Source organism: Azospirillaceae bacterium, assembly GCA_028283825.1.
Taxonomy (GTDB): domain Bacteria; phylum Pseudomonadota; class Alphaproteobacteria; order Azospirillales; family Azospirillaceae; genus Nitrospirillum.
The window spans coordinates 1,609,552-1,633,402 of record JAPWJW010000001.1 but is presented as its reverse complement, the minus strand read 5'-3'; the positions used below and the strand labels follow the sequence as shown (position 1 = coordinate 1,633,402).

Here is a 23,851-nt window from a genome sequence, read left to right as displayed (position 1 = left end):
CGCCCCTGTCAGGCGTTTCCATCTTCTGCCGGCGGCGGGTCCGCTGCGGCCCCTGGGGTGGTGTTCCCCTGGTTGGGCCTGAGTTCCGGCAGGCTGTCGTCATCGGCGGCCCGTGGTATCGGCCAATCGATCGCGGCGAAGGCGTCACGGATGCGGTCGGCCCAGGGAATGGACATCCGGCCGCCGCCCAGGCCGAACTTTTCGTCGTTCAGGGACCGGGAGGTGCAGACCAGTCGAAGGTTCCGCGGCTCCTTCCATACGGTGAACCCGACGAAACGGGGGTGCTCATCCTCGCCCCGTTTCAAACGCCGCCCCTCAAACTCGCGTTTGGGGATGCCGCCTGTCCTGCGCGCCAGCTGGTCATGGGACACCTGGCCCTGCCACTGCGGGTCAGTATGCCGGATGGGCGTCACCTGCCGCGGGGGTGACGGCTCCGACAGGGTCCGCGCCCGCCGCTCCCCCGGTGCCAGCGGCCGGGCGGGGGTGTCCTCCACCGTTGGATAGCCGCGCTCATCGTCATATCGCAGGCCACGGGGAAAGCGCGACGTCTTGTATCCATCGCCGCCGGCATCGAAGGTCCTGTCGCCGCCGGGATAAGCCTCGTCCGCGAGGGGATAGGTCGTGATGACGCCGGTTGTGATATTCACGACCCCACTGAAGGCATTGTTGACCGTACCCCGCGTGATCAGCGACACCGCATCGTTCGCCACCACCAACTCCGACGGCACCTCGGGGCCCGCGTATCCTATCGGGGCCTTATTTTGATCTATCACGGCGCCGTATCGGGGGGGCTGCCCGCGCCGTGCCGCGCGACCGCCGCCCTCTTCGCTGCCTGAACCAACCATGTCGTTCTCCGCGATTTACGGGCGAGGAACAGGACATCCGGCCCGGTCCACGCCGGCTTGCGCCAGGTGGCCGGCCCGGATGTCCCGCCGGTTCAAAGCAGGAACCGCTTCCTCAACGTGCTTTGGGAACGGACTTCAGCGCTTCCAGCTGCCGGTATTTCAGGATGGTGCTGGAAACCGTGTTCTGACTTTCGCCGGCCACGCCCACCATCGCGCCGCACGCGCTGTTGGGGCAAACCAGGCTGGCCCCGCTCGCCAGGAGATGTAAATCGATGGCGATGCGGCTCTGGCAAAGAGGGCAGGGGAAATGATGGCTCATGATCAGCTGACGCCAGCCGGTGTTGGGGGCAGCACGGGCATGGTGATGGGCGAAATGGCGTTGGTGAACGCCGTGATGATGGTCTTCACGCCCTCGGGCAGCGGCAGTTGTCCCGCATGGACGCTGACCCCATATCGTGCCGAATTGCTTTTTTCGTAGTGCGTGTCGCGCCCGCTTGACGAGGTGCGGTCATAGCTGGCGCTGCCCGAAATTTCCGCGGAAAAGATGCCGTATCCCACCTTGGCGCTGAAACTGCCGGCGGTGGCGACCTTCTCCTCCGTCTTCTGGCTGGTGACGTCGGAATAGCTCGACTTCACTTCCATGTCGAAGTTGATGGTGACGTCATCCACCGCCAGTGAATTCAGTGGCAGGATGGTCAGCAAAGGCAGGTCAAAGGTGGTTGTCACCTCTTTGATGATCACGTCCAGCGGAGGAGGCTGATCAGGGTTCACCGGCACCAGCACGCCCCGGGTGAGGGTCATCTTGATCATGATCGGTTTATAGGTGTCGACCCCGCTGGTCGTCTCCCGCGCGAAGGCGGTATCCAACAGGAAGCGGGTCTGGGTGACCGCCATCATGCTGTTGGCCTCGGCGGCCGCGTTGAGGGGGCCGCCGATCAGCGCCTGCATCGGCAAACCCGTGAACTGCTCGGCCATCGATATCAGAGGGGGCTCGGTCGTCATGATCTCTCACCTTGGTTGTTGGTTGATGGGCACTCATCCCGGAATTTGGGCGCGCAGCGCCCGTTCATAGCCCTCAATGACCTTCCGTAGGCCATCGGGGGTGGGCACACTTTCAATGACGATCTCGATGGATGTGTTGGACGTGCGCGTCGCCACATCCCGATCGGCACCCTCGGTGGCAGACCGTTCCGCCGGAGCGGAGGAGACGAAGGCGACCTGCAACTTGCCTTCATCGCTCGTTTGCACATCCAGGTCGGTTTTGAATGTCAGCTTGGAAAGCTGGACGCCGGCGAATGGCGCCAGGGCGATAAGCGGCACATGCACCGTATGAACGGTGGGACCATCCTTGGTGACCATCGGATAGTCGATGGCCACAACTTTGGGACGCAGCGCCTCGCTGCTTTCCTCCAAGGCGGTGGACGCGGCCGCCAAGGACGACGCCAGGCGGCGAAGGGCGTCCGCCGGCGCCCCTGTTTCCGACAAGGTCGTGGCCTCGGCAAGGGCGCCCTGAAGAATGGCTTGGGCGTCGTCGGGCTTCTTCCTGTCGACAAAGTACTGTTCGAACGTTCGCAAATTCGCGCGGCTGAGGGCCTCCCCCGCCTGCTGGACGCTGACGTGAAGGGCCGAAACCAGATCGGAAAACTCAATCATCGGCGCCAACACATGGTCAGGGTGTCGGGAATGTCCCATGCGTCATGTTCGCGGGGCGCGACAACCTTGTCGCGGGCCGGGTCGGCAGGGAACAGATCGGATTGGATGGGGAGAGGGGGAAAGTTACCTGTCACGGGCGAGTTGTACCGGCCTTAGCCGAGGGCACCCCCTCCGCGCCGGCCGTTCTTGCCACGGAATATTCTTCTTCCGCCTTGATTTATCCGGGAATGGCCGGTGAATCACAACCTATGATATTGGAATATGCCGAGTGAGAGCCATTTAACAATAGCATTTGTATTTTATAAATTGGCCGATTCGCGTTAAGCGAGTCTTTCTATCATCAAAACAATTTTAAATGCAATGCGTGGGCGCAGGCCGGTCGCCAGGGTGGTCCTGGCCCATGTCATGCCGCCATCGATACAAATGAGTAAGGCTGGGGAAACCGGCGCCACCGTTTCCCGCCGGCTGGTGGCTTGGCCCTGGAGATGGACGGATCACAAATCCAGGGCCAAGCCCTCCGGACAGGTTAGTACGCGACCTGGGCGCGGAAGCCCACGGCCTGGTAGCGCAGGCCGGTCTGGTTCTGCAGCGTGCTGCCGCTGAGCTTGTCCACGTTCACGATCTGGTAGTCGGCCATGAACTTCAGGTGCTCGTTCGGGTACCAGTTCAGGCCCAGGCCCACCACGTCCTGGATGCCGCCTTCGACACCGCCGGTGACGGCGGCGGCGGTAAAGCGCTGGACGTGGCTGTTCAGGTCGATCTCGCTGACCCGGCCCACCAGTTCGAAGGCGCCCCAGTCACCCGTTTCCAGGTTGAAGGGATGGGCCGGCTTGATGCCGCCGAAGCCGCCACGCGCCGCCTGGTAGCCGCGGGTCTCACCCGTGATGACCCAGGACGCGTCGATGTAGGCGCCGGAGAAGCTGAGGTTGGGCGTCAGGCTGGAACCGCTGAGGCCGGCGCTGGCTTGGTGCTGGCGGTCGATGTCGATGCCGACATACTCGCCCTGCACCAGGAAGTTCTTGTAGCGGAAGCCCAGTTCCGGGTTCCAGGTGGTGACGCCGGTGGCGGGGATGGAACCGGTATTGATCAGCTTGTTCGCGTCGATGCGCAGTTCCGGCTGCACCGACAGGGCGATGTTCTGCGCCAGGCGGTTGCTGTCATTCTGGTTCATGCTGAACACCCGGGATCCGCTGAAGCCCAGGTGGACGTCGTAATCCTCGCCATAGACGGGGCGGCCCGCCACACGGATCACACCGCCGGTCTGCTGGCCGTTGGACGGCTGCGTCGTGGAGATGGAGGTGGTGACCGAACCGGTGGTGCCGGTGGAGGAGGTCGCGGTGGTGGTGGACTGGCCGCCATAGGACTGGCCGGTCAGGAAGGCCGACACGAAGAAGCGGTCCTGGAAGTAACGGGCGCCCACGGCGGCGCGGGCGTCGCCGGCGGCGATGTTACGTTCCACGTCCATGATGGCCGGACGTTCCATGAACATGAAGTCGTTGGAACTGGGCGCATCCTGAAGGCTGATGTTGGGCTGCAGGTAACCCAGGGCCGCCGTGAAGTTCTTGAACGGCGTATAGGCCAGGTTGGCCTCATACAGGTACTGGCTGTTCTGGCGGCCGTCCGGCGACCCGCCGAAGTCCGGGGTGACCGTGGCCGTCACGTCGCCGTAGCGGAAGACGAAGGGGATGCGGATGCGCCGCGCGTTCACGCCGTCGCCCAGGTCGATGCCGGAGCGCTTGACGCTGGCGTTGTCCTCGAAATACGAGGCCGCGTCGAACTGCGCCTGAAGGCCGATCTGCAGCGTGCCCTTGCCGCCGAAGGCGGTGAAGGTCGGACGGCCACCCACCATGGTGAAGCTGCCGTTGTCGTTGCTGCTGGCCTCTAGCTTGGCGATGGTCTTGGCCTGCGTCGCCGCCTGGACGGCCGTCTGTTCCGACTGGACCCGGGTGGCGTCGACCTGCGTCTGCGCTGCCGTCTCACGCGCCTCCAGCGCATCCAGGCGGGCCTGGATGGCCTGGCTGACCTTCATCTGCGCCTCAAGCTGCGCGCGCAGGGTCTGCACTTCCTGGCTGTTGGACTCAGCGTGGGCCGGCAGGCCGGCCAGCAGGGCGCAGGTGGCGGTCAACAGGAAGACGCCGGTTCGCCCATGCGAGGACGTCCGCGTTTGCTTCAACATTTTAAGGACCCTTCATCGATATTCGATTTCACCCATTCGGGCGTGGGTCCAATTTTAGACGCTATATTTAAAGCTTTATTGCATGACGTCGATATTATTTCATGATGGATCGATCATGAATTCTGATTTTTTCCTGTATAAGTGAAAGAATATCGTGTCCTGGATATGGAAATACTCTGTTCTGGATATGGGTCAAGGGCAATCGAGGCGGATGCGGGTGGACTCCGTTCGGACATCTTGTCCACGCCAACCGGTATGCGCGGCGCGCGCTGCTGGCTGAAGGCGCCGGCATTGCGCCTGTGCGTTGTGTCACACGGCCGTCATGGTAATATCCGTTTCATCGACAACGGTTCGGATACCCCCTGATGCAGCGTCTGCGTTGCTTGGGTTCCCTGTTCCCCCTGACGACCCAATGGCGCATCGCCGCCGGATCGTTCGTCCGTGTCTGAGGCCTCATCGAGATCGACATGAGCCAGCGCCGCTCCTGACACCGGCGGCCACCTGACGCTTTCCCCAATTCCATCCCAGCCCCATTCCGCGATGCCGGACGCCCGTTTGCTTGGGGTGGCGGTCCTCGCGGTTCTGCGCCCGGAATCCGCCCGCGGACCCGGCCCGGGCGCCTATCGTCCTGGTCCGCCGAACGAGGCTTTCATGCTGGAGTTCCCGTCTTGGGTGCTGCCCACCGCCTATGTCGTCGGTGGCGCCCTGGGTATTCTCATCCTCGCCTTTGCCACCGGCACCATCGTCTACATCCGCAACGACGCCGTGGGCATCGTGGAAAAGCTGTGGGCCGCCGGCCGCCCCTTGCAGGAAGGTTTCCTGGCGCTGGCCGGTGAGGCCGGTTTCCGGCCGGAAACCCTGCGCGGCGGCTTTCATTTCTTCATGCCGCTGCAATACCGCGTGCACCGCGCCAATCTGGTGACGGTGCCCCAGGGCAGCCTGGCCTATCTGTTCGCCCGGGGCGGCCAGGCCCTGCCCAACGCCCAGACCCTGGCCCGCTGGCCGGTCGGGGTGGGGGTGGAGAACGCCCGCACCTTCATGCAGCAGGGCGGCCAGCGCGGCCCCCAGCGCCGCATCCTGCGTGAGGGCGTCTACGCCATCAACACCGCGCAGTTCATCGTCTTCACCGAATCCGCCACCCACATGATCGCCATCGGCGACAGCAGCGACCAGCGCGCGGTGGCGGTGATGCGCGACCTGATCCAGGAACGCGACGGCTTCCGCCCCCTGATCATCCGCGACCATGAGGACTCCGTGGGCGTGGTCACCGTCCATGACGGCCCGGCCCTGGACCATGGCGAGATCATCGCCCCCACGGTGGGCACGCATGCCGCCGACGGCACCACCTTCCACAACAGCTTCCAGGATCCGGAAACCTTCCTGGCCGCCGGCGGCCGTCGCGGCCGGCAGGAACAGGTGCTGGTGGAGGGCACCTACTACGTCAACCGCCTGTTCGCGACCATCGAGGTGCGGCCCAAGACCCACGTGGAAATCGGCAATGTCGGCGTGGTGGTCAGCTTTACCGGTCCGCGCGGGGCTGACGTGTCGGGCAGCGACCACAAGCATGGCGAACTGGTGGCCCAGGGCCAGCGCGGCGTGTGGCAAACGCCCCTGCACCCCGGCAAGTACGCCATCAACCCCTATGCCGTGAAGGTCAGCACGGTGCCCACCACCAACTTCGTCCTGCGCTGGATCGAGGGGCGCAGCGAGGCCCACGGCTTCGACGACAATTTGGCGGAGATCAAGCTGATCACCAAGGACGCGTTCGAACCGGTGCTGCCCCTGTCCATCGTGGTGCACATCGGTTACGACGACGCCCCCTGGGTGGTGCAACAGTTCGCCGACATCAAGAAGCTGGTGGAACAGACCCTGGACCCCATGGTCAGCGCCTGGTTCAAGGACGCCGCCCAAAGCCGCACCCTGATCGAACTGGTGAACCAGCGGGCGGAGGTGCAGCGCGAGGCCCTGGCCGCCATGAGCGCGCGCTTCGCCAAGTACCGCCTGAACGTGAAGGAGGTGATGATCGGCACGCCGCGCGCCGCCAAGGGCGACACCCACATCGACACCATCTTTGAACAGCTGCGCGCCCGGCAGGTCGCCCGGGAAAAGGTGGAGACCTATGAAAGCCAGCAACTGGCCGCCGCCAAGGAACTGGAGCTGCGCGCGGCGGAGGCGCGGGCGGCTGCCCAGGGTGACCTGACCAAGTCGGCCGTCTCCATCGAGGTGGCGCAGAACCACGGTCGCGCCGAACTGGCCCGCAAGACCCAGGAGGCGGAGGCGACCAAGGTGACGGCCGAGGCCACCGCCATGCGCACCCGCACCGAAGGCCGGGCCGAGGCCGACCGCGTCGCCGCCATCGGCGAGGCCAACGCCCAGGCCGCCAAGGCCCAGGTCGACGCCTTCGGCGGATCGGAGGCCGCCCTGTCGAAGGAAGTGGCGGGCATGCTGGCCACCGCCATCACCCAGGCCAAGGTGCCGCTGGTGCCGACCGTCACCATGGGCGGCAATGAGGCCGGCCACGGCACCCTGGTGGACGCGCTGGTCAGCCTGCTGATGGCCCAGGGCGGCCTGGACCAGCTGGTGAAACGGGGCAAGACCCCGGAAGCCTTGTCGTGATCTAAGGATTGCCGGCGGCCAGGACATGAGCCTTGGCCGCCGGCATGGCCTTGAGAGGACCGGCATTTCGTTCAATGTAGGACGCGCCCACCGATCATCCAGGGCCGCTTTCCGACCGGATGCCCGCTGAAGACGCCCCGGTTATCAGAGCGGCCGGGGGTGTTTGGGATACAACAGCGCACTTTCGCCCGCGGCGAAACACTCTCATTGCATGTGCAACCATGCCGCCCGGCAATTTTTTCCTGTGTGGCGCAATTATGCAATTTAGAAATTAGGAAAAATTTTATATAAAATGCCCTTATAGGTTGTCCATCATGCCATAGAGGGGAAAATGTCGGGGCCGGCGCAGCTTTCACAGGTGATCATCTCCTATCTCAATCAGATCCAGGCGACCATCGATCCCAACACCGGGAACACGCTGGCCATTCCTTATTTCGGCCAGCTCACGGAAGCGGCGGCGTCCTTGAGTTTCCGCAAGGATCCGGCGTCCACCATGGCGGTGATCCGCTCGCTGCTGGGCCGGGCGTCCAGCATCGATATGGCGGTGCCGCTGCCGGCGGGCTCCACCATCCAGCTGCCGCACGCGGTGTATGCCGATATCGCCTTCCCCCAGGACCATCACATGCACGGCCAGATGGGCGATGAATGGTATTGGGTCGGCGCCCACCTGGACGTCCAGGACGCCAACGGCAAGAAGGGGCGCCTGGCCTTCCTGCTGTCCATGCTGAAATTCCGGGCGTGCGGCCTGTCGGCGCAGGAGAGCGCCGGGTGGACGGATGAGCAGGCTTCCGTCTTCTCCAACGTCGCCACCGTCACCCTCGACATGCCGGGCGAACCCACGCGCATCGTCCGGCGCACGCCCAATTACCAATGGCCCGCCGCCGGCGGGACGGCCAGCTTCAGCACGCCGGGCCAGCCGTTTTTCCTTGGCGTCGGCCCTGACCAGCTGACCGGCAACGGTGCGGCGACCGGTAACGACATCGTGATGCCGTTGAGCGTGTCCGTGGCGGATGGCGACAACATCACCGTCGCCCTCACGCTGAGCACGCGTGATTTCGTGGCCGATGATCAGGGCTTTTTCCTGCAAGGCGTGCCACAGGCCTCCACCCTGCTGGGCGCCGGCACCGGCGGCACCGGCATGACCTCGCTGCCGACCCCAGGCATGTACTACAGCTGGCCGCAGCTGGACGTGACCGGCTCGGTCTGCGTCGGGGGTATGGAATACACGGTGCTGTCGGGCGTGGGCTGGACGGACCACCAGCTGATGATGACCAGCATCCACAATCCGGCCGGTGACACCAGCATCCCCTTCATCGACGACCCAAAGCCCACCAACGGCTGGCTGTGGCAGTATTTCAATTTCAAGGACAACAGCGCGCTGACGGGCGCGGCCTTCATCATGGGCGAGGTGACGTCGAACCTCGACTTCTCCTACGGTTATTTCCTCACCCCACAGAACAACGCCTGGGCGGCGTACTGGGTGAACGGGAATATCCAGACCAACGCCGTCGCGGAGTTTCCGATCCCCGTCGGATCCACCAGCGGCCTTACCGCCCCCATCCCCGTCGGCCGGTCCTATAGCGGGATCGGCAACCAGGTGGATGATCTGCTCAAGCTGGGAAGTCCGCTGTCCGGCCTGGCCTTGCCCTGGCACTACGACGGCACCTTCAATGAGCCCACCGGCCAGATTTCCTCAGAAACGCCGGCCGACTACATGGACATCACGGGAACCCGCGCCGGCGGCGTCGGCTTCCTGGAAGCGGTCGGCCTGCAACCGGTCTCCCAAATAACGGCCCGGGCGCTGGCCCTGCTGGCCGGGGACTGAAAAACTTGGGAGCGGGGCTGTGGTTGGCACCACAGCCCTTTCCAGGTCAGAAACTGACCCACACCCCGCCCAGCCAGGTGTTCTCCGACCCTAAGTTTTCGTAGTAGGGCGAGAACTCGTAGCCGAATTGCAGGGAGATGTGGTCCGTCAGGCTGCGGACGACGGAGAATTCCAGCTTGGAGATCTTGTAGGGCTGGTAGCCCTGGCCGGCATTGCCCACCGTCAGGGTGGTGAAGGACTGGGCCAGCAGCATCCACTTGTCGTCGGGACGCACGCCCAGGGTCAGGTCCAGCTTGGCCTCGTCCGCCGGCGGGCCGGTGCGGGCACGGTAGGCCAGCTCGCCATCGAAGAAGGCGGGCAGGCCCAGGATGTTCAGGTTGGTGCCGTACAGCGCCCGCATCTCATAATCCGGGTGGCCGGATCCCAGCGCCGGCTGGCGGTCGGGATCGTAGCCCGTGGGCAGGCTGACCAGCGGCTGGACGGAAAAGACGGAACCGGTCTGGTCGTCCGACCACAGGCGGAAGCGGCCCGCGACCTCCAGGTCCGAAAAGCCCGAGGTGCGGGTGGTGTTGCCGTTGACGTCGCGGGCGGTCAGCTGCTGCCAGCGCGGCTGCACCTGCACGGTGGTGCTGTCGGTCAGGCCGTAGGAGATCAGGGGGCTGACCTCGAACTTCTCGAAACTGTTGGAACCCTGGATGACCTGGCCCGCCGCGGGGGAGGAGGAGGTCATGTCGGAAATGCTGGTGATGGTGTCCACCGTGCCGGCCGTGGTGGGCCAGGCGCCGGCCCAGGCGCTGCCGCTGGACAGCAGGACCAGGGCGGAGGCGGCCAGGGCGAAGGCGCAGGTCTTCCGAGGGTTCATGGCGGGGATCTTCATGTCTTGGGCGTCAGGCCGATGGGGACGATGCGGTTGCCGCCGTCGCGCTTGGCGTCTTCAACCGCGCTCAGGGCCCGTGCCAAGCCGCCGTTGGCCAGGGCTTCCGGTCCCACCACGGCGATGCTGGCGGTGACGCGGTTGGCGATGGACGACATGGGGTGCATCAGGTTGGCGACGGCGATGGCGGCCTGGATGCGGCCGGCCAGCGACAGCGCCTCCTCCGACGGTTCCACGATCACCGCCAGGGTGGCGATGTCGGCCACCGTCATCTGGTAACCGACCTTGCCGGACACGGCCCCCACCACCTGGGAAAGCTGCGCCGTCAGGGTGGCGCCGGCCTCCGCCCCCAGCACGCCGACATAACTGGCGTAGGCGTCGGTGGCCACCAGCACCAGGGCGGGGCGGCGGCGCATTTCCTGCCGGCGGGTCAGCAGCACCTCCAGCGCACGGGCGTCGGGCAGGCCGGTGGCATGGTCGATGCCGGGGCCCATGGATGCCAGGGTGCGCTGCAGGGCGGCGTTGGCGGTCACCAGCTCCTCCTCCCGCCGGGTCCGGCGTTCCGCCTCCAGCTTCAGTTGCAGGGCGGCGCGCACGCGGGTCACCAGCGACACCGGCTGGGCCGGTTTCATGACGTAATCAATGGCGCCGGCGATGAAGGCCTGGTTCAGGTATTCCTCTTCCTCCATGGCGGTCACCATGATGACGGCCAGGGTGGCGTAGCGGGGATCGGCCTTGATGCGGCAGGTGGCGTCGACGCCGTCGCCGTCGCCCAGCTGGATGTCCATCAGCACCACCGACACCGGCGGCGGGTCGGCGTCAGGCTCATCCAGCTTCAGGTAGCGGTAGGCCTCCTGCGTGCTGGCGGCCTCCGCCACCGGGCCGTAGCCGGTTTCCTCCAGGATGATGCGCAGGTGCATCCTCATCTCGGGCAAATCGTCGACGATGAGGATCATGGCGCGTGCTCCCTATTCTCCGGGCCGGGCGCGGGGGGCGCCGGCACGGATGATACACGTTGGTAAACGCGCCAACCGGCGCGCTCGAAGGCCAGGCGGTAACCGTCGCGGCCATGATCGTACAGGGTGGGGAAGGCCTGGTTGAACAGATCCTGCCGTCCGGCCAGGCCGCTTTCCGGATCGGGCACCACGACGTAGGCCATGTCCAACCGGCGCAGCAGCAGGGAGGTCTTCAGCCGGTCGGAGGTGGGCAGGACCAGGCCGTCGGCCCGGCCGCGCGCATCCACCACCGCCGCGGCTGTGGCCGGATCCAGCGCCACGTCGTCCAGATCCCGCAGGAACAGGCCAACCGCTTGCTCCACCGTTCCGGCCACGGGGACGCCCACCGGATGGGCCAGGGCCGCGCGCCAGGCCAGCGTGCCCGGCGTGGGATAGAGGGCCATGACCACGCCACCTCCCGCCCAGCCGGCCAGCGCCAGCAGCAGCAAGGTCAGGGCCGACAGCCGGCGGGCGCCGGTGATGGCGGCGATCACGGCCGCCACCGGCACCAGGAAGGCCAGGATGGTGCCGGGATAGGGCGCCTTGGCGGTCAGTGACGCCAGGATCAGGGCCGCGAACACGCCGACCACCGGCAGCAGCACGGCGGTGCGCAGCAGGCCGGTGCGGCGCAGCGCCATCACCCCGGCGATGATCAGGGGTGCTGTCACGACCGCCGCCACGGCGCCGACCAGGAACACTTCACCAAAGTTGCCACCGGCCCCCATCAGCCAGGGCGTACCGCTGGCGGCGGCATCCGGCGTGCCCTTCAGGAAGGCCAGCGCGTCGCCATGGAACAGCCAGTTCATGTACAGCAGGGCCAGCAGGGTGATGCCCACCGGGAACAGCACCACCAGGAAACCGCCCACGGCGGAACTGATGATCAACGCCGGCGGCAGCAAACCCGCCAGGAAGGGCAGCATGCCGACCAGCACGAAGGCACCCGCCGGATCGGCCAGGAACATCAGCACCAGGCAGCCGCCGGCCACCGCCATGGCGTCCACGCCCCCCTCCACCCGCAGGCGGATGACGGCCCGGGTGAACCAGGTCATGGCCAGCAGGGCCATGGGGATGCCGCTGCCCAGGCCAGCCTCCGCCAGGGCGTAGGGGTGCAGGGCCAGCAGCAGGCCGGCGATCAGCGCCGTTGCCGGGCCATAGCCAGCCTGGATGAAACCGCGCACCAGCGACACGGCCAGGGCCGCCAGCACCAGCGTGTTCACCGCCAGCGGGATGGGCAGGCCGCCCAGGCCCGGAACCCACGCCGCCACCATGTTCATGTAGAACGGCAGCAGGGGATAGGCGGTCGAGAAGTGAAAACGGAAGTACGGCCCGTCGCCGGCGGCCAGGATGGCATGGCGCCAGCCGTTGATGGTGGCCTGTCCCAGGAAGCCGCCGGACAGCGCCATGTCGGCGATACCGCCGGCCAGCGCCAGGGCGGCGATGAAGACCATGGCGGGAAACAGGCCGGCGGTCAGTGGGGCGGGGGAGGTCCGGTCGCTCATTTACCCACGCTGGCCAATGCCTTGGCCACCTCCTGCTGCGCCACCTTGGACAGGCCGTGCTGGGTCTTTTCCCAATAGAACGGGTTGCGGATCAGTTGCCACAGGCCCTTGTAGGCCGCGACCGACATCAGCGCCCAATATCCCACGATGGTCAGGCCCCAGGGCACCAGGGTCATCCAGCCGCGCTTAACCGGCGCCAGGATGCTGAGGTAGATGAACAGGCCGTTGCCCAGCAGCAGGTTGATGAGGCTGAGGTACAGCAGGATGGGCGGGAACACCGGATCCAGCCAATCGCCGCCGATCAGCAGCCACAGCGCGTAGAAACCCCAGAAGATGGGATTCAGGATGCCGGACAGCATGGTGCCGCCGATGAAGAACTGGAAGCCCCAGAAGCCGGCATGGCCGATGGACTTGTACAGGCGCAGGGGGTGGCGCATGTGGACCAGGTAGGTCTGCATGTAGCCCTTGATCCAGCGCGACCGCTGCCGGATCCAGTTGGGGATGCTGCAGTTGGCCTCCTCGAACGTGGTGGAGTTCACCACGCCCACCCGATAGCCCTTCTGCGTCAGGCGCACGCCCAGATCCGCGTCCTCCGTCACGTTGAACGGATCCCACGCGCGCAAGGACCGCAGCACGTCCATGCGGAAGTGGTTGGAGGTGCCGCCCAGCGGGATGGGAATGCGCAGGCGTTCCAGCCCCGGCAGCATGAAGTCGAACCACAGCGAGTAGTCCAGCGTGAACATGCGCGTCAGCCAGTTCTCACTGGCGTTGAAGTAGTTCAGGCGGCACTGGATGCAGGCGGTCTTCGGGCCGGACTTCTCAAAGGCGACGATGACCTTCTTCAGCTGGTCGGGTTCCGGCTGGTCCTCGGCGTCGAAGATCACCAGGAAGTCGCCGCGGGAGAAGTTGAGGGCGTAGTTGCAGGCCTTGGGCTTGGTCTGCGGCTTGGACGCCGGCACGCGGATGATCTCGAACACGCCCTCCAGGCCCAGGCCCTTGGCGGCGTTGATGGTGTCGTGGTCGCCCGCCTCCAGCACCAGCTTGATGTCCAGCTTGGCCAGGGGATAGTCCAGGCGCCGCAGGGCGGCCGCCAGGATGGGCAGCACCTCCGGCTCCTTGTACATGGGCACCAGCACGGTGAAGATCGGCAGATCCTCATCCTTCAGGGCCCGCACCTCGGCATCCGTGACCTTGCGTTCCACGAAGGTCGTGTCGCTGCCGAACCACACCAGGGTCAGCTTCAGGAAGAAGTTGCCCAGGTAGAACAGCCCCATGACCAGGTTCAGGGCGATCAGGGTGTAGATGGGCGCGAACGCCAGGCCCAGCAGCAGGACGGAGAACATCAGGTAGAAGAACACGCCCTGCTGCGGGGTGATGACCGTCTTGGCGGAGTTCTCGGGATCGATCTCCGCCAGGGCGTACACAGCGCTGTGGCTGTATTCCTTCTCGAAGATGCGTTGCAGGGTCCACAGGATGTCGAACTTCGACGTCACCACCATGCGCACGTTGGTACCATAGCGCTGGCGCGCGAACTGCAGCGTGCGCGGGCCGGGATCGGCGGTCGCCACCACCATGGTGCCGCCCTCCCGCTTCCAGGGCAGCAGCAGCAGGTCGGCATAGGTGGCCGCATCCTCGACGACCGCCAGCCCATCCTCGGGGTGGTCGGTCATCAGGTCGACGAAGGGCAGGGTGAAGCGTTCGGCCAGCGTGCGGTACAGGTCACGCGGCTTCACATAACCCAGGGCCAGCAGGATGTCGCCGAAGCGGACATGCCATGACTTCTGGATGGTCAACGCCTTTTCCAGCTGCTCGACGGTCAGCAGGCCCTTGGCGATCAACAGTTCGCCGATGGGTTGGGTATGGCTCAGCACCGCGGGTGCTCCCCTGGTTTACGGCCGGTCACGCTTCGGGCGATCACGCTTCGGGGTTGCGGTTCCGCAGCCAGCGGCGGAAGGCGCCGACGGCAACCAGGGTGAGGGCGATCCAGGCGCCGCCGATCAGCACCAGGCGGAAACGCTCCGCATAGTCGCGCCAGCCGCCGGCGTCGGGGTAGACGATGGCGACGGCCGTGTCGCGGTCGGTGTTCAGGCTGACCAGATGGCCGGTGTTGTCGGTGAAGGCCACGTTGCCGTGGTCCAGCACCAGCTTGCGGGTCAGCGGCGCGCCGCCCGCCAACTCCGCCACCGCCACGCCCGACTGGCCCTTGGCCTGGGCCAGCTGGGTGATGGTCATGGCCGGCAGGCCGGTGACGTCCAACAGGGTGTTGCCCTTGCGGTCCTGCACCTGCACCCGGCCCTTGTCCAGGCGGACGGGCAGGCTGATGCCGTCCACCGTGGCGCCGGGCAGGGCCACGAACGGCCGGTCGGGGGCATAGGGCTTGTCCGCCACGGCCAGGGTCAGGTGATCGACGCTGGGCACCAGGTCGGACACCAGCTGGACCGCCAGCGGCAGGCTGGCCTCCGGATGGTCCATGTCGGACTTGCCGGCCACCACGGCGGCGCCATTGGCGTACAGCGGCATCAGCTCATAGAAGTCATGGGCTTTGGCTTCCGCCGCCTCCAGCCGGACGCGGCTGGTGGGCAGCAACTGGGCCGGGCCGGGCAGGGGCAGGGCGTGGCAGTCGCCGCCCTCATTGCTGCGCTGAAGCAGGACGCGGACGCTGTTGTTGCGCCCCACCAGGCCGGTGGGCAGGGGCACGGTCAGCTGTTGCAGCTTGCCGTCATTCTCCAGCCGCTGGCTGCGCAGCAGCAGGTTGTTGACGAAGATGTGGACCAGCTGTGGCTTGTCCAGCATGGGCTGGCCGGGCGCCAGGTCCAGCACCAGGGCGTTCGGCCGGCGGCCGGCGGGCACGGTGTCGTAATCGAAACGCACATCCCATTCGCCCTGGTCGACCACCTCACGCAGGCCGTCGCCCAGGCCCAGGCGGTCGAAACCGATGGCCTCACCGGTCGGGACGGGGGGCAAATCGTGGCTGGCGGCGGCCGCGGCGATGGACGGGCCGCCGGCCAGGGCGCGCCAGTCGGCCACCAGCAGGCGGGCGGTGGTGGCGGCGTCGGCGCCGGTCAGGGCCAGGGTCTTGTGATCGCCGGCGTTCAGCAGCTGCGCGCCGCCGGCCTCACCCGCCAGCGCCAGGAAGCCGGGGGCCAGCTTGCCGGACTTGTCCAGGGCGGCCAGGGTTTCCCCGGCGGCGGCCTTCAGCTTGGCGATCTCATCGGCCGGGGCGATGACGATGTCGCCGACGCGGGCGGGGGTGGCCGGTGCACGGTCGTCGCGCGCCAGGTTGCCGGCGACCAGGGCCGCACCCAGGGTGCCGTCCTGATGGGCGGCGGTGGCGACGCGCTGCGCCAGGGAACCGGCGGCCAACTCAGCACCCGTGCCGGGCAGGCGGGCCACTTCCACCGTGTGGCCGGCGCGGGTCAGGCCCACGGCCAGGACCAATGCGGCCTCATACTGCGCCGGGGTCAGGGGACCGGCGCTGACGGAGATGCGCACCGTGGCCGGCAGGGCGGCCCAGGCGGCGCGCACGCTGTCGATGCCACGGGGATCGATGGTGTAGGACAGCCGGGTCTCCGGCTGCAGCGTGAAGCTGCCGCCCAGCTGGCGCTGGTCCATGCAGCGGTTGTCGGTGACGACGCCGGCGTAATCCAGCTTCAGGCGCACATAACCGTCGCGGACGTCGGCGCGGGTCACGGGCAGGCTGGCGCTTTTCACCGCCGTGTCGCTCAGCCGCGCGTTCCAGCGCGGCCGGCCGTCGACGCTGAGGCGCGCGTCGGCATGGATGTCGCCGGACACGGCGTAGTCCACCTGCGCGTCGATCTTGGCGTCGGTGATGGTCACCCATTCCGGCACGGGGAAGAAGATCTCCCGCGCCCCCGACAGCCCTTCAAAGCTGATACCCTGGGGGAAGCCCAGGTCGGCCAGGGTGATGGTGCGGCGCACCTGCCAACCCGTGGCGTCGCCACGCAGGTCGGACAGCACATTGCCGGTGGCGGGGGCGCTCTGCGCGGCGGGGGCTTGCGCCCAGGCCGGCGTCAGGGCCGTTTGCGCCAGCAGCATGGCGCCGAGCATCACCGCGGAGCGGACATGGGGTATCATCTGCATGGGACGTTTCCGGTTGAAGGCGGGTGGTTGAATGGGACGGGTGGGACGCATTTTACGAATGGTTGTGTTCGCCATGCTTTTGCAAGCCGCCTCGGGAACAAGCTATGCGGCCAATGGTTTGCAAGGCGTTAACTTTGTTGAGGACGGCAAGGCCCTGTACGGAAGCGTAGGGGCGGCCGCCTCTTTCGCCCATGTGCGGGCCCTGGGCGCCGACACCGTGGCGCTGATCCCCTTCCTGTGGCAGCCGACTCCGGCCAGCCCCGACCTGGTGATGGGCAGCGCCGTCCCGCTGGACCGCCTGCGCGCCGGCATCCGCCAGGCCCACGCCGCCGGGCTGAAGGTGCTGCTGAAGCCCCACATCTGGATACCGGAGCATTGGGCCGGCCAGGTGCGCATGGGCAACGACGCCGACTGGACGGCCTGGTTCGGCCGCTACCGCGCGCTGCTGACCACGCTGGCGACCCTGGCGGATGAGGAAAAGGTGGAGATGCTGGCCATCGGGACGGAGCTGGAGGGCACCAGCCAGCGCCCCGAATGGCAGGTGGTGATCACCGACATCCGTGCCCGCTACCATGGCCCCCTGACCTATGTCGCCCACGGGCGGGAGGAAATGGCCAAGGTGCCGTTCTGGGGCAGGCTGGACATGGCGGGCGTCAGCGTCTATCCGCCCCTGGGGCCGTCGGCCGCCGCGGCGGACCTGGCCAAGCCCATCGATGCGGAGGCGCAGGCCCTGGCCGCCGCCTTCAAGGCCACGGGCAAGCCCGGCCTGGTGGCCGAACTGGGCCTGCGCTCCGCCGAGGGCGCCCAGGCCCGTCCCTGGGAAAGTGCGGAGGAACGCGCGGCCACGCCCGACCCCGTGCTGCAGGCGCGGGTCCTGGCGCTGTGGGCCCAGTCCCTGGGACGTGTGGGCATCGGCAACGTGCTGCTGTGGCGCTGGATCAGCGACCCGGACGCCGGCGGCGCCCGGGACACGGACTTCACCATCCAGAACAAGACCGCCGAAGGCGTCGCCTTCCTGTGGTTTCAGCATGGCGTTGTATCCAACCGCTCGGGTGGTCAGATGCGGCCGTAACTGTCTTCCAGGCGCACGATGTCATCCTCGCCCAGGTAGGCGCCCGACTGCACCTCGATCAGGTTCAGCGGGATCTTGCCCACATTCTCCAGCCGGTGGGTACAGCCCAGCGGCAGGTGGATGGATTCGTTCTCGCGCACGATGATGGTTTCATTGTCGCGGGTGACGGTCGCGGTGCCGTTCACCACCACCCAATGCTCCGACCGGTGGAAGTGCTTCTGCAGCGACAGCTTGTGCCCCGGCTTCACCGTCAGGCGCTTGACCTGGAAACGCTCCCCCTCGTGCAGGGTCTGGTAATACCCCCAGGGGCGATAGACGCGCGGCCGGGCCACGGCCTCGCGCCGGTTCGCCTTCTTCAGGGTGGCGACAATGCCCTTCAGGCCTTCCATGCGGTCCTTGTTGGCCACCAGCACGGCGTCCGGCGTCGTCACGACGATGACGTTGTCCATGCCCAGAACGGTGGTCAGGATGCCGTCGGTGCGCACGTAGCTGCCGGTGGTGTCCTGCAGCACCACGTCACCGCGCTGGAAATTGCCCTGCTCATCCACCGGCAGGACCTCCAGCAGCGACTTCCACGATCCGACGTCGCTCCACCCGATGGCGCACGGCACGACGGCCGCGTGGCTGGTGCGGGCGAACAGGGCGTCGTCGATGGAGACCGAGGGCGCCTTGGCGAAGGCGTCGGCATCCAGGCGCTGGAAATCCAGGTCGCCGCTGCGGCGGTCCACGGCCTCACGCACGGCGGTCACCAGCGCCGGCTCGAACTGGCCCAGTTCCTCCAGCAGGCGGTCGGCGCGGAACAGGAACATGCCGCTGTTCCACAGGTGCCGGCCGCCGGCGACGTAGCCTTCCGCCGTGTCCTTGTTCGGCTTCTCCACGAACTCCGCCACCTGGAACACGCCGTCGCTGCCGGCCAGGTCGTCGCCCTTGCGGATGTAGCCGTAGCCAGTCTCCGCCCGCGTCGCCTCGATGCCGAAGGTGACGAAGGCGCCGGCGACGGCGGCCGGAATGGCCTTGTCCAAGGCGGCGCGCCAGGCGGCCTCATCCACGATGGAATGGTCTGCCGGCAACACCAGCATCAGGCGGTCCGGCTGCTTGGCCGTGGCGACAACGGCGGCGGCGGCGATGGCCGGGGCCGTGTTGCGGGCGATCGGCTCCAGATACAGCGCCTCCAGCGACAGGTCCAGGTTGCGTGCCTGTTCCGCCACCACGAACCGGTGCTCATGGCTGGAGATGATCATGGCGGGCCCCAGGCCCGCGCCATGACAGCGTTGCATCGTCTGTTGCAGCAGCGAGGTTTCACCCGTCAGCGGCAAGAATTGCTTCGGGTACAACTCCCGCGACAGTGGCCACAGGCGCGTGCCCGACCCACCGGATAGGATCAGAGGTAGTATCTGTGCTTTGTCCATGACAGCCCCCACCGAACTGTTCATCCTGATTGGCACGACAACTTTCCGGTGTGGACTCTATTCTTCCATTAATCCCGGGGGCTGTCGCACACAGTTGCATGCGTTCCGCGTTCTAGTCAAAATGGTCCACAAATGTGATCTATTCTGAAGGTCATATTTTCCAACGGCTTGAACGACCTTGATTATTGAGCCGCGGAAACGGGAGTTGGGAATGACCAATAACATAGGCGGTTCTGCCACTGTTCAAGCCACGATCCAGCAACGCTTGCAGGAAATAAAGAATGGGTTCCTGAGCCAGCTGCCGACCCGTATCGATGAGATCGCAACCGCCGCCCGCCAGGTGGCAACCGACGCCGCGGCGCGCGAGCAGTTGTCGCGGCTGGCCCATTCCCTGGTCGGTTCCGGCGCCACCTTCGGCCTGCCGGCTGTGACCGAGGTGTCGCGGCGCATCGAAATCCTGACCCGCAGCCAGACGGCCAGCGCCGACCTGGCGGCCCTGCTGCCCTCCATCATCGATGATCTGCGCCGCGCCGCGACGGGCGCGGTTATGAACGACGCGCCGTCGCTGCCCCGGGCCGACGGTGGCGGCGATGAACGCCAGTACCTGGTTTATCACCTGGAGGATGATCCCGACCAGGCGGCGGAACTGGCGGCGCTGTTGTCGGCCTATGGCTATCGCGCCGTCGCCTTTGGCGATGTCGATGCGTTCTACCGCGCCATCCAGGAACGGCGGCCGGACGCCGCCATCGTCGACGTCATGACGCCGTCGTCGCTGCTGGGCGGGCCGGCGGTGATGAGCCGGCTGCGCGTCATGGACGCGGAACGGTCGGACGTCAAACCCATCCCCACCGTGTTCCTGTCGGCCCGCGATGATTTCGAGGCGCGGCTGGCCGCCGTGCGTGGCGGCAGTGACGCCTATCTGGTGAAGCCCGCCGATATCGGCCTGCTGGTCGACCGCCTGGACGTGCTGACCAGCCGGCAGCGGCCCCAGCCTATGACCGTGCTGATCGTCGACGACGACGCGGCGGCCGGCGCCCATTACGAGGCCATCCTGCAGATGGGCGGCTTCGACGCCAAGCTGGTCACCAGCCCGCTGGAGGCGGTGGCCGCCATCCAGGCCCACGACCCGGACATCATCGTCAGCGATTTGGTCATGCCCGATTGCAGCGGCTTTGAACTGGCCGCCGTGCTGCGCCAGCATGAGGATCTGCTGACCCTGCCCATCGTCTTCCTGACGGCCGACGATACGGAGGAGACGGCGCGATCGGCCGTGCGCAACGGTGTCGACGCCCTGCTGACCAAGCCGGTGGACGTGAATGAGCTGGTGGAGACGGTGCGGGCGCGCGCCAGCCGATCCCGCCTGCTGCGCGGCCTGATGGTGCGCGACAGCCTGACCGGCGCCTTCAACCACGGCATGATCAAGGACAGCCTGGCGGCGGAGGTGGCGCGCAGCCGCCGCACCGGCGCGCCGCTGACCATGGCCATGATCGACATCGACCATTTCAAGTCGGTCAACGACACCCACGGCCACGCCATGGGCGACCGGGTGATCAAGGGCCTGGCCCGCCTGCTGATGCAGCGCCTGCGCCGCAGCGACATCATCGGCCGGTATGGGGGTGAGGAATTCGCCGTCATCCTGCCCGGCACCAACGCGCAGTCGGCGGCCGAACGCCTGAACACCCTGCGCCAGCAGTTCGCCGGCATCCGCTACGGCCAGGGGGAGAAGACGTTCCAGGTGACGTTCAGCGTCGGCGTGGCGGAACTGAAACCCGACATGAATGCCCAGGCCCTGAACGTGGCGGCGGATGAGGTGCTGTACGTCGCCAAGCGCCAGGGCCGCAATCGGGTGGAAGTAGCACCGCCCTGATCGTCCCAATTCCTGAACGGTGCATGCAGGATTATCGGCCTGTCCGGAAACCCCGCCGGGGATTATCTGTACTCCAGCAGCCGGCGCCCTTTGCTCGGCTGGATCGTTGGAGAGGGACATGGGACTGCTGGTCGACGGCGAATGGCGTGACACCTGGTACGACACCAAGTCGACCGGTGGCCGCTTCGTGCGCAAGGACAGCGCCTTCCGCAACTGGGTAACGGCCGACGGTAGCGCCGGCCCGAGCGGGGAGGGCGGCTTCCAGGCCGAACCCGGCCGCTATCACCTGTACGTCAGCCTGGCCTGTCCCTGGGCCCACCGTACCCTGATCATGCGGGCGCTGAAGGGGCTGGAGCCCATGATCGGCGTGTCCGTCGTCCACTGGCGCATGCTGGAACATGGCTGGACCTTCGATGACGGCGCGGGCGTGGTGCACGACACCGTCAACGGCGCTCGGCGGCTGTATGAGGTCTATCGCGCCGCCGACCCCCGCTATACCGGCCGGGTCACCGTGCCGGTGCTGTGGGACAAGCAGCGCCGCACCATCGTGAGCAATGAGTCCGCCGAGATCATCCGCATGCTGAACGGCGCCTTCGATGGCGTGGGCGCCACGCCGGGCGACTATTATCCGGAGGTGTTGCGGGCGGAGATCGACACCCTGAACACCCGCATCTACGACACGGTGAACAACGGCGTCTACAAGGCCGGCTTCGCCACCAGCCAGGACGCGTATGAAGAGGCGATCGCCCCGCTGTTCGGCACCTTGGACTGGCTGGACGAGCGCCTGTCCGCCCAGCGCTTCCTGACCGGCGACCATGTGACGGAGGCGGACATCCGCCTGTTCACCACCCTGGTGCGTTTCGACGCCGTCTATGTCGGCCACTTCAAGTGCAACATCCGGCGCATCGACGACTACCCCAACCTGTCGGGTTACCTGCGCGACCTGTACCAGTTGCCGGGCGTGGCCAGGACGGTGAATTTCCAGCACATCAAGGGCCACTATTACGAAAGCCACCGCACCATCAACCCGACGGGCATCGTGCCCGTGGGGCCCGCGCTGGACCTTGGCCGCCCCCATGGGCGGGAAAACCTGTCATCCGCCAACCCATTGCCGATATGAGGTAAAGGGCATCGACAGCGCCGTTGCGGGCACCGCAGGATGGGCTCCCGCCTCAACCTGCCGGATCCGCCTGATGCCCAACGCCTACGCTGACCGCGCTTACGCCGCCTTCCTGTTCGACATGGACGGGACCCTGCTGAACAGCATCGCCTCGGCCAACCGGGTGTGGACGCGCTGGGCCAGGCGGCACGGCCTGAATGTGGACGCCGTGCTTGCGACCATGCACGGCGTGCGCGCGGTTGACACCATCCGGCGCTGGGTGGGACCGGACGTGGATGTGGAGGCCGAGGCCGCAGCATTGACCCAGAATGAAATCGACGACGTCGACGGCACCGTGGCGCTGCCCGGTGCCGCCGCCTTCATCGCCACCCTGCCGGCCAACCGCTGGGCGGTGGTGACCTCCGCCCCCCGCGAACTGGCGGTGGTGCGGCTGACGGCCGCCGGTCTGCCCATCCCGGAGGTGTTCATCACCGCTGAGGATGTGACCCGGGGCAAGCCGGCGCCGGAAGGGTATGAGCGTGCCGCCGCCGCCCTGGGTTTCCGCCCTCAGGACTGCCTGGTCTGGGAAGACGCGCCCGCCGGCATCGCGGCGGGGGAGGCCGCCGGCGGCGGTGTGGTGGTAGTCAGCGCCACCCATCACCACCCGCTGGAAACCACCCACCCCACGGTGGCCGATTACGGCCGCTTGGCCGTTACGGTGGATGCGGATGGCGCCCTACGGCTCCAGGGGCTCCAGGGGCTCCGCTGAGCGACGACCCCATAGCGCCGGTCCCTTTTCCTGGATCAGTTCGGCCAGGGCGGCGGGCGCGCCCACCAGGCGCTTGGAGCGGCCCAGCACCACGAACTCCACCTCGCCCAGTTGCGGCAGGTTCGCCACGCGGCACGCCTCCGCCAGGCCGGATCCGGCCTCGGTCAGCAGCAGGGGCGATTGCGCCATGACGCCCAGCCCCGCCTGGGCGCCGGCGCGCAGGCCCGCCAGCGTCTCGCTGGAACAGGCGACGAACCAGGGCCGCTTGGCGCCGTTCAAGGCCTCCATCGCCAGGGTGCTGGTGATGCTGGCATTGGGGTAGAGCACCAGGGGAACGGGCTCGTCGGGACCCAGGTCGAATTCCTCATGCGCCAGCCAGACCAGGCGTTCCCGGTGGATCAGTTCGCCGCGGTCGTCGCCCGGCTGGCGCTTGGCGAACACCAGGTCCAGGCGGCCGGAATCCAGCTTCTGGTACAGCACGCTGGTCAGGCCCACGGTCAGTTCCACGCTCAGCAGCGGGTTGCCCCGGCTGACCTCGCGCAGCAGGCGGGCCAGGCGCGTCAGGGTCAGGTCGTCTGAGACACCCAGCCGCACCCGCCCGCGCGGCGCGCTGTCGGCGAAATAATCCACCGCCTGCTGGCTCATGCCGACGATGCCGCGCGCCAGTTCCGCCAGCACCGCGCCATCGGCCGTCAGGGTCACGGTGTGGGTGTCACGCTCAAACAACTGGCGGCCGCAGGCCAGTTCCAGGCGGCGGATATGCTGGCTGACGGCCGACTGGCTGATGCCCAGGGCGGTGCCCGCCGCCGTGAAGTGGCGGGCATCGGCGACGGCCAGGAAGGTGCGCAGCAAGTTCAGTTCGAACATGGCCATTCCGCAGGCTAATGACTGTTATTTCTGCTCATCGTGTGCAGTCTTACGCATAGTGGTCGGGCCAGGGTCAAGTTGCCGAGGCAGTCGGCAGGCCCCAGGCGACAATTCGCCACAAATGATCACCGGCGTCCCCGAAGTCATCACCCATCACCCCGGACGCAACATCCGGGGAGCGGGG

General features: G+C 66.8%; 18 protein-coding genes. 6 read left to right on the top strand and 12 right to left on the bottom strand.

Translation table 11 applies throughout. The features are described from left to right. Window positions 1-8 precede the first annotated feature (8 nt). From PW843_06615 to PW843_06595, 5 genes are all read right to left on the bottom strand, one after another. Window positions 9-710, bottom strand: a complete 702-nt coding sequence (locus PW843_06615; GenBank protein ID MDE1146285.1) for a hypothetical protein — start codon at window positions 708-710, stop codon at window positions 9-11. Window positions 711-957: 247 nt separating this feature from the next. Continuing rightward, a complete protein-coding gene (locus PW843_06610; GenBank protein MDE1146284.1) occupies window positions 958-1,164 on the bottom strand; it encodes a hypothetical protein in 207 nt (68 codons plus the stop codon). 2 nt (window positions 1,165-1,166) lie between these two features. Continuing rightward, a complete protein-coding gene (locus PW843_06605; protein ID MDE1146283.1) occupies window positions 1,167-1,847 on the bottom strand; it encodes a DUF2589 domain-containing protein in 681 nt (226 codons plus the stop codon). A 33-nt stretch (window positions 1,848-1,880) separates the two neighbouring features. Then, on the bottom strand, window positions 1,881-2,498 hold the full coding sequence (locus PW843_06600) for a DUF2589 domain-containing protein (GenBank protein ID MDE1146282.1): 618 nt from the start codon (window positions 2,496-2,498) through the stop codon (window positions 1,881-1,883). Window positions 2,499-3,024: 526 nt separating this feature from the next. Next, complete coding sequence (locus tag PW843_06595; protein ID MDE1146281.1) at window positions 3,025-4,674, bottom strand: porin; 1,650 nt, start codon at window positions 4,672-4,674, stop codon at window positions 3,025-3,027. Between the two features lie 651 nt (window positions 4,675-5,325). Between PW843_06595 and PW843_06590 the strand changes: the two genes are divergently transcribed. Then, window positions 5,326-7,290, top strand: a complete 1,965-nt coding sequence (locus PW843_06590; GenBank protein ID MDE1146280.1) for an SPFH domain-containing protein — start codon at window positions 5,326-5,328, stop codon at window positions 7,288-7,290. Window positions 7,291-7,621: 331 nt separating this feature from the next. Next, entirely contained in the window at window positions 7,622-9,115 is a 1,494-nt protein-coding gene (locus PW843_06585; protein MDE1146279.1) for a hypothetical protein, read from the top strand. Window positions 9,116-9,161: 46 nt separating this feature from the next. On the opposite strand, the gene PW843_06580 is transcribed toward PW843_06585, so the two are convergent. The 5 genes from PW843_06580 to PW843_06560 are packed head-to-tail and all read right to left on the bottom strand — an operon-like array spanning window position 9,162 to window position 16,584. Further along, on the bottom strand, window positions 9,162-9,977 hold the full coding sequence (locus PW843_06580) for a transporter (GenBank protein ID MDE1146278.1): 816 nt from the start codon (window positions 9,975-9,977) through the stop codon (window positions 9,162-9,164). An 11-nt stretch (window positions 9,978-9,988) separates the two neighbouring features. Beyond that, window positions 9,989-10,945: a response regulator gene (locus tag PW843_06575; protein ID MDE1146277.1), complete on the bottom strand. Its 957-nt coding sequence runs from the start codon at window positions 10,943-10,945 to the stop codon at window positions 9,989-9,991. Then, window positions 10,942-12,483, bottom strand: coding sequence for a hypothetical protein (locus tag PW843_06570; GenBank protein ID MDE1146276.1), 1,542 nt, complete (start codon window positions 12,481-12,483; stop codon window positions 10,942-10,944). The genes PW843_06575 and PW843_06570 overlap by 4 nt, the downstream gene beginning before the upstream one ends. Then, a complete protein-coding gene (locus PW843_06565; protein ID MDE1146275.1) occupies window positions 12,480-14,354 on the bottom strand; it encodes a glycosyltransferase family 2 protein in 1,875 nt (624 codons plus the stop codon). Before PW843_06565 ends, PW843_06570 begins: the two co-directional genes overlap by 4 nt. 43 nt (window positions 14,355-14,397) lie before the next feature. Next, window positions 14,398-16,584, bottom strand: coding sequence for a cellulose biosynthesis cyclic di-GMP-binding regulatory protein BcsB (locus tag PW843_06560; protein MDE1146274.1), 2,187 nt, complete (start codon window positions 16,582-16,584; stop codon window positions 14,398-14,400). Between the two features lie 118 nt (window positions 16,585-16,702). Here PW843_06560 and PW843_06555 point away from each other — a divergent pair, with 118 nt between their 5' ends. Further along, entirely contained in the window at window positions 16,703-17,656 is a 954-nt protein-coding gene (locus PW843_06555) for a hypothetical protein (GenBank protein ID MDE1146273.1), read from the top strand. On the opposite strand, the gene PW843_06550 is transcribed toward PW843_06555, so the two are convergent. After that, complete coding sequence (locus PW843_06550) at window positions 17,641-19,065, bottom strand: mannose-1-phosphate guanylyltransferase/mannose-6-phosphate isomerase (protein MDE1146272.1); 1,425 nt, start codon at window positions 19,063-19,065, stop codon at window positions 17,641-17,643. The genes PW843_06555 and PW843_06550 overlap by 16 nt on opposite strands. Window positions 19,066-19,276: 211 nt before the next feature. Between PW843_06550 and PW843_06545 the strand changes: the two genes are divergently transcribed. The 3 genes from PW843_06545 (at window position 19,277) to PW843_06535 (ending at window position 22,800) form a co-directional block, all read left to right on the top strand. After that, a complete protein-coding gene (locus PW843_06545) occupies window positions 19,277-20,932 on the top strand; it encodes a diguanylate cyclase (protein ID MDE1146271.1) in 1,656 nt (551 codons plus the stop codon). A 118-nt stretch (window positions 20,933-21,050) separates the two neighbouring features. Beyond that, the gene (locus PW843_06540) at window positions 21,051-22,052 is read left to right on the top strand and encodes a glutathione S-transferase family protein (protein MDE1146270.1); all 1,002 of its coding nucleotides are present in this window, start codon (window positions 21,051-21,053) and stop codon (window positions 22,050-22,052) included. Window positions 22,053-22,125: 73 nt separating this feature from the next. Next, entirely contained in the window at window positions 22,126-22,800 is a 675-nt protein-coding gene (locus PW843_06535) for an HAD-IA family hydrolase (protein MDE1146269.1), read from the top strand. On the opposite strand, the gene PW843_06530 is transcribed toward PW843_06535, so the two are convergent. Then, window positions 22,768-23,667 carry a LysR family transcriptional regulator gene (locus tag PW843_06530; protein ID MDE1146268.1) on the bottom strand — a complete coding sequence of 300 codons (900 nt, stop codon included), beginning with the start codon at window positions 23,665-23,667 and terminating at the stop codon, window positions 22,768-22,770. The two genes, PW843_06535 and PW843_06530, sit on opposite strands and share 33 nt — an antisense overlap. Window positions 23,668-23,851 lie beyond the last annotated feature (184 nt).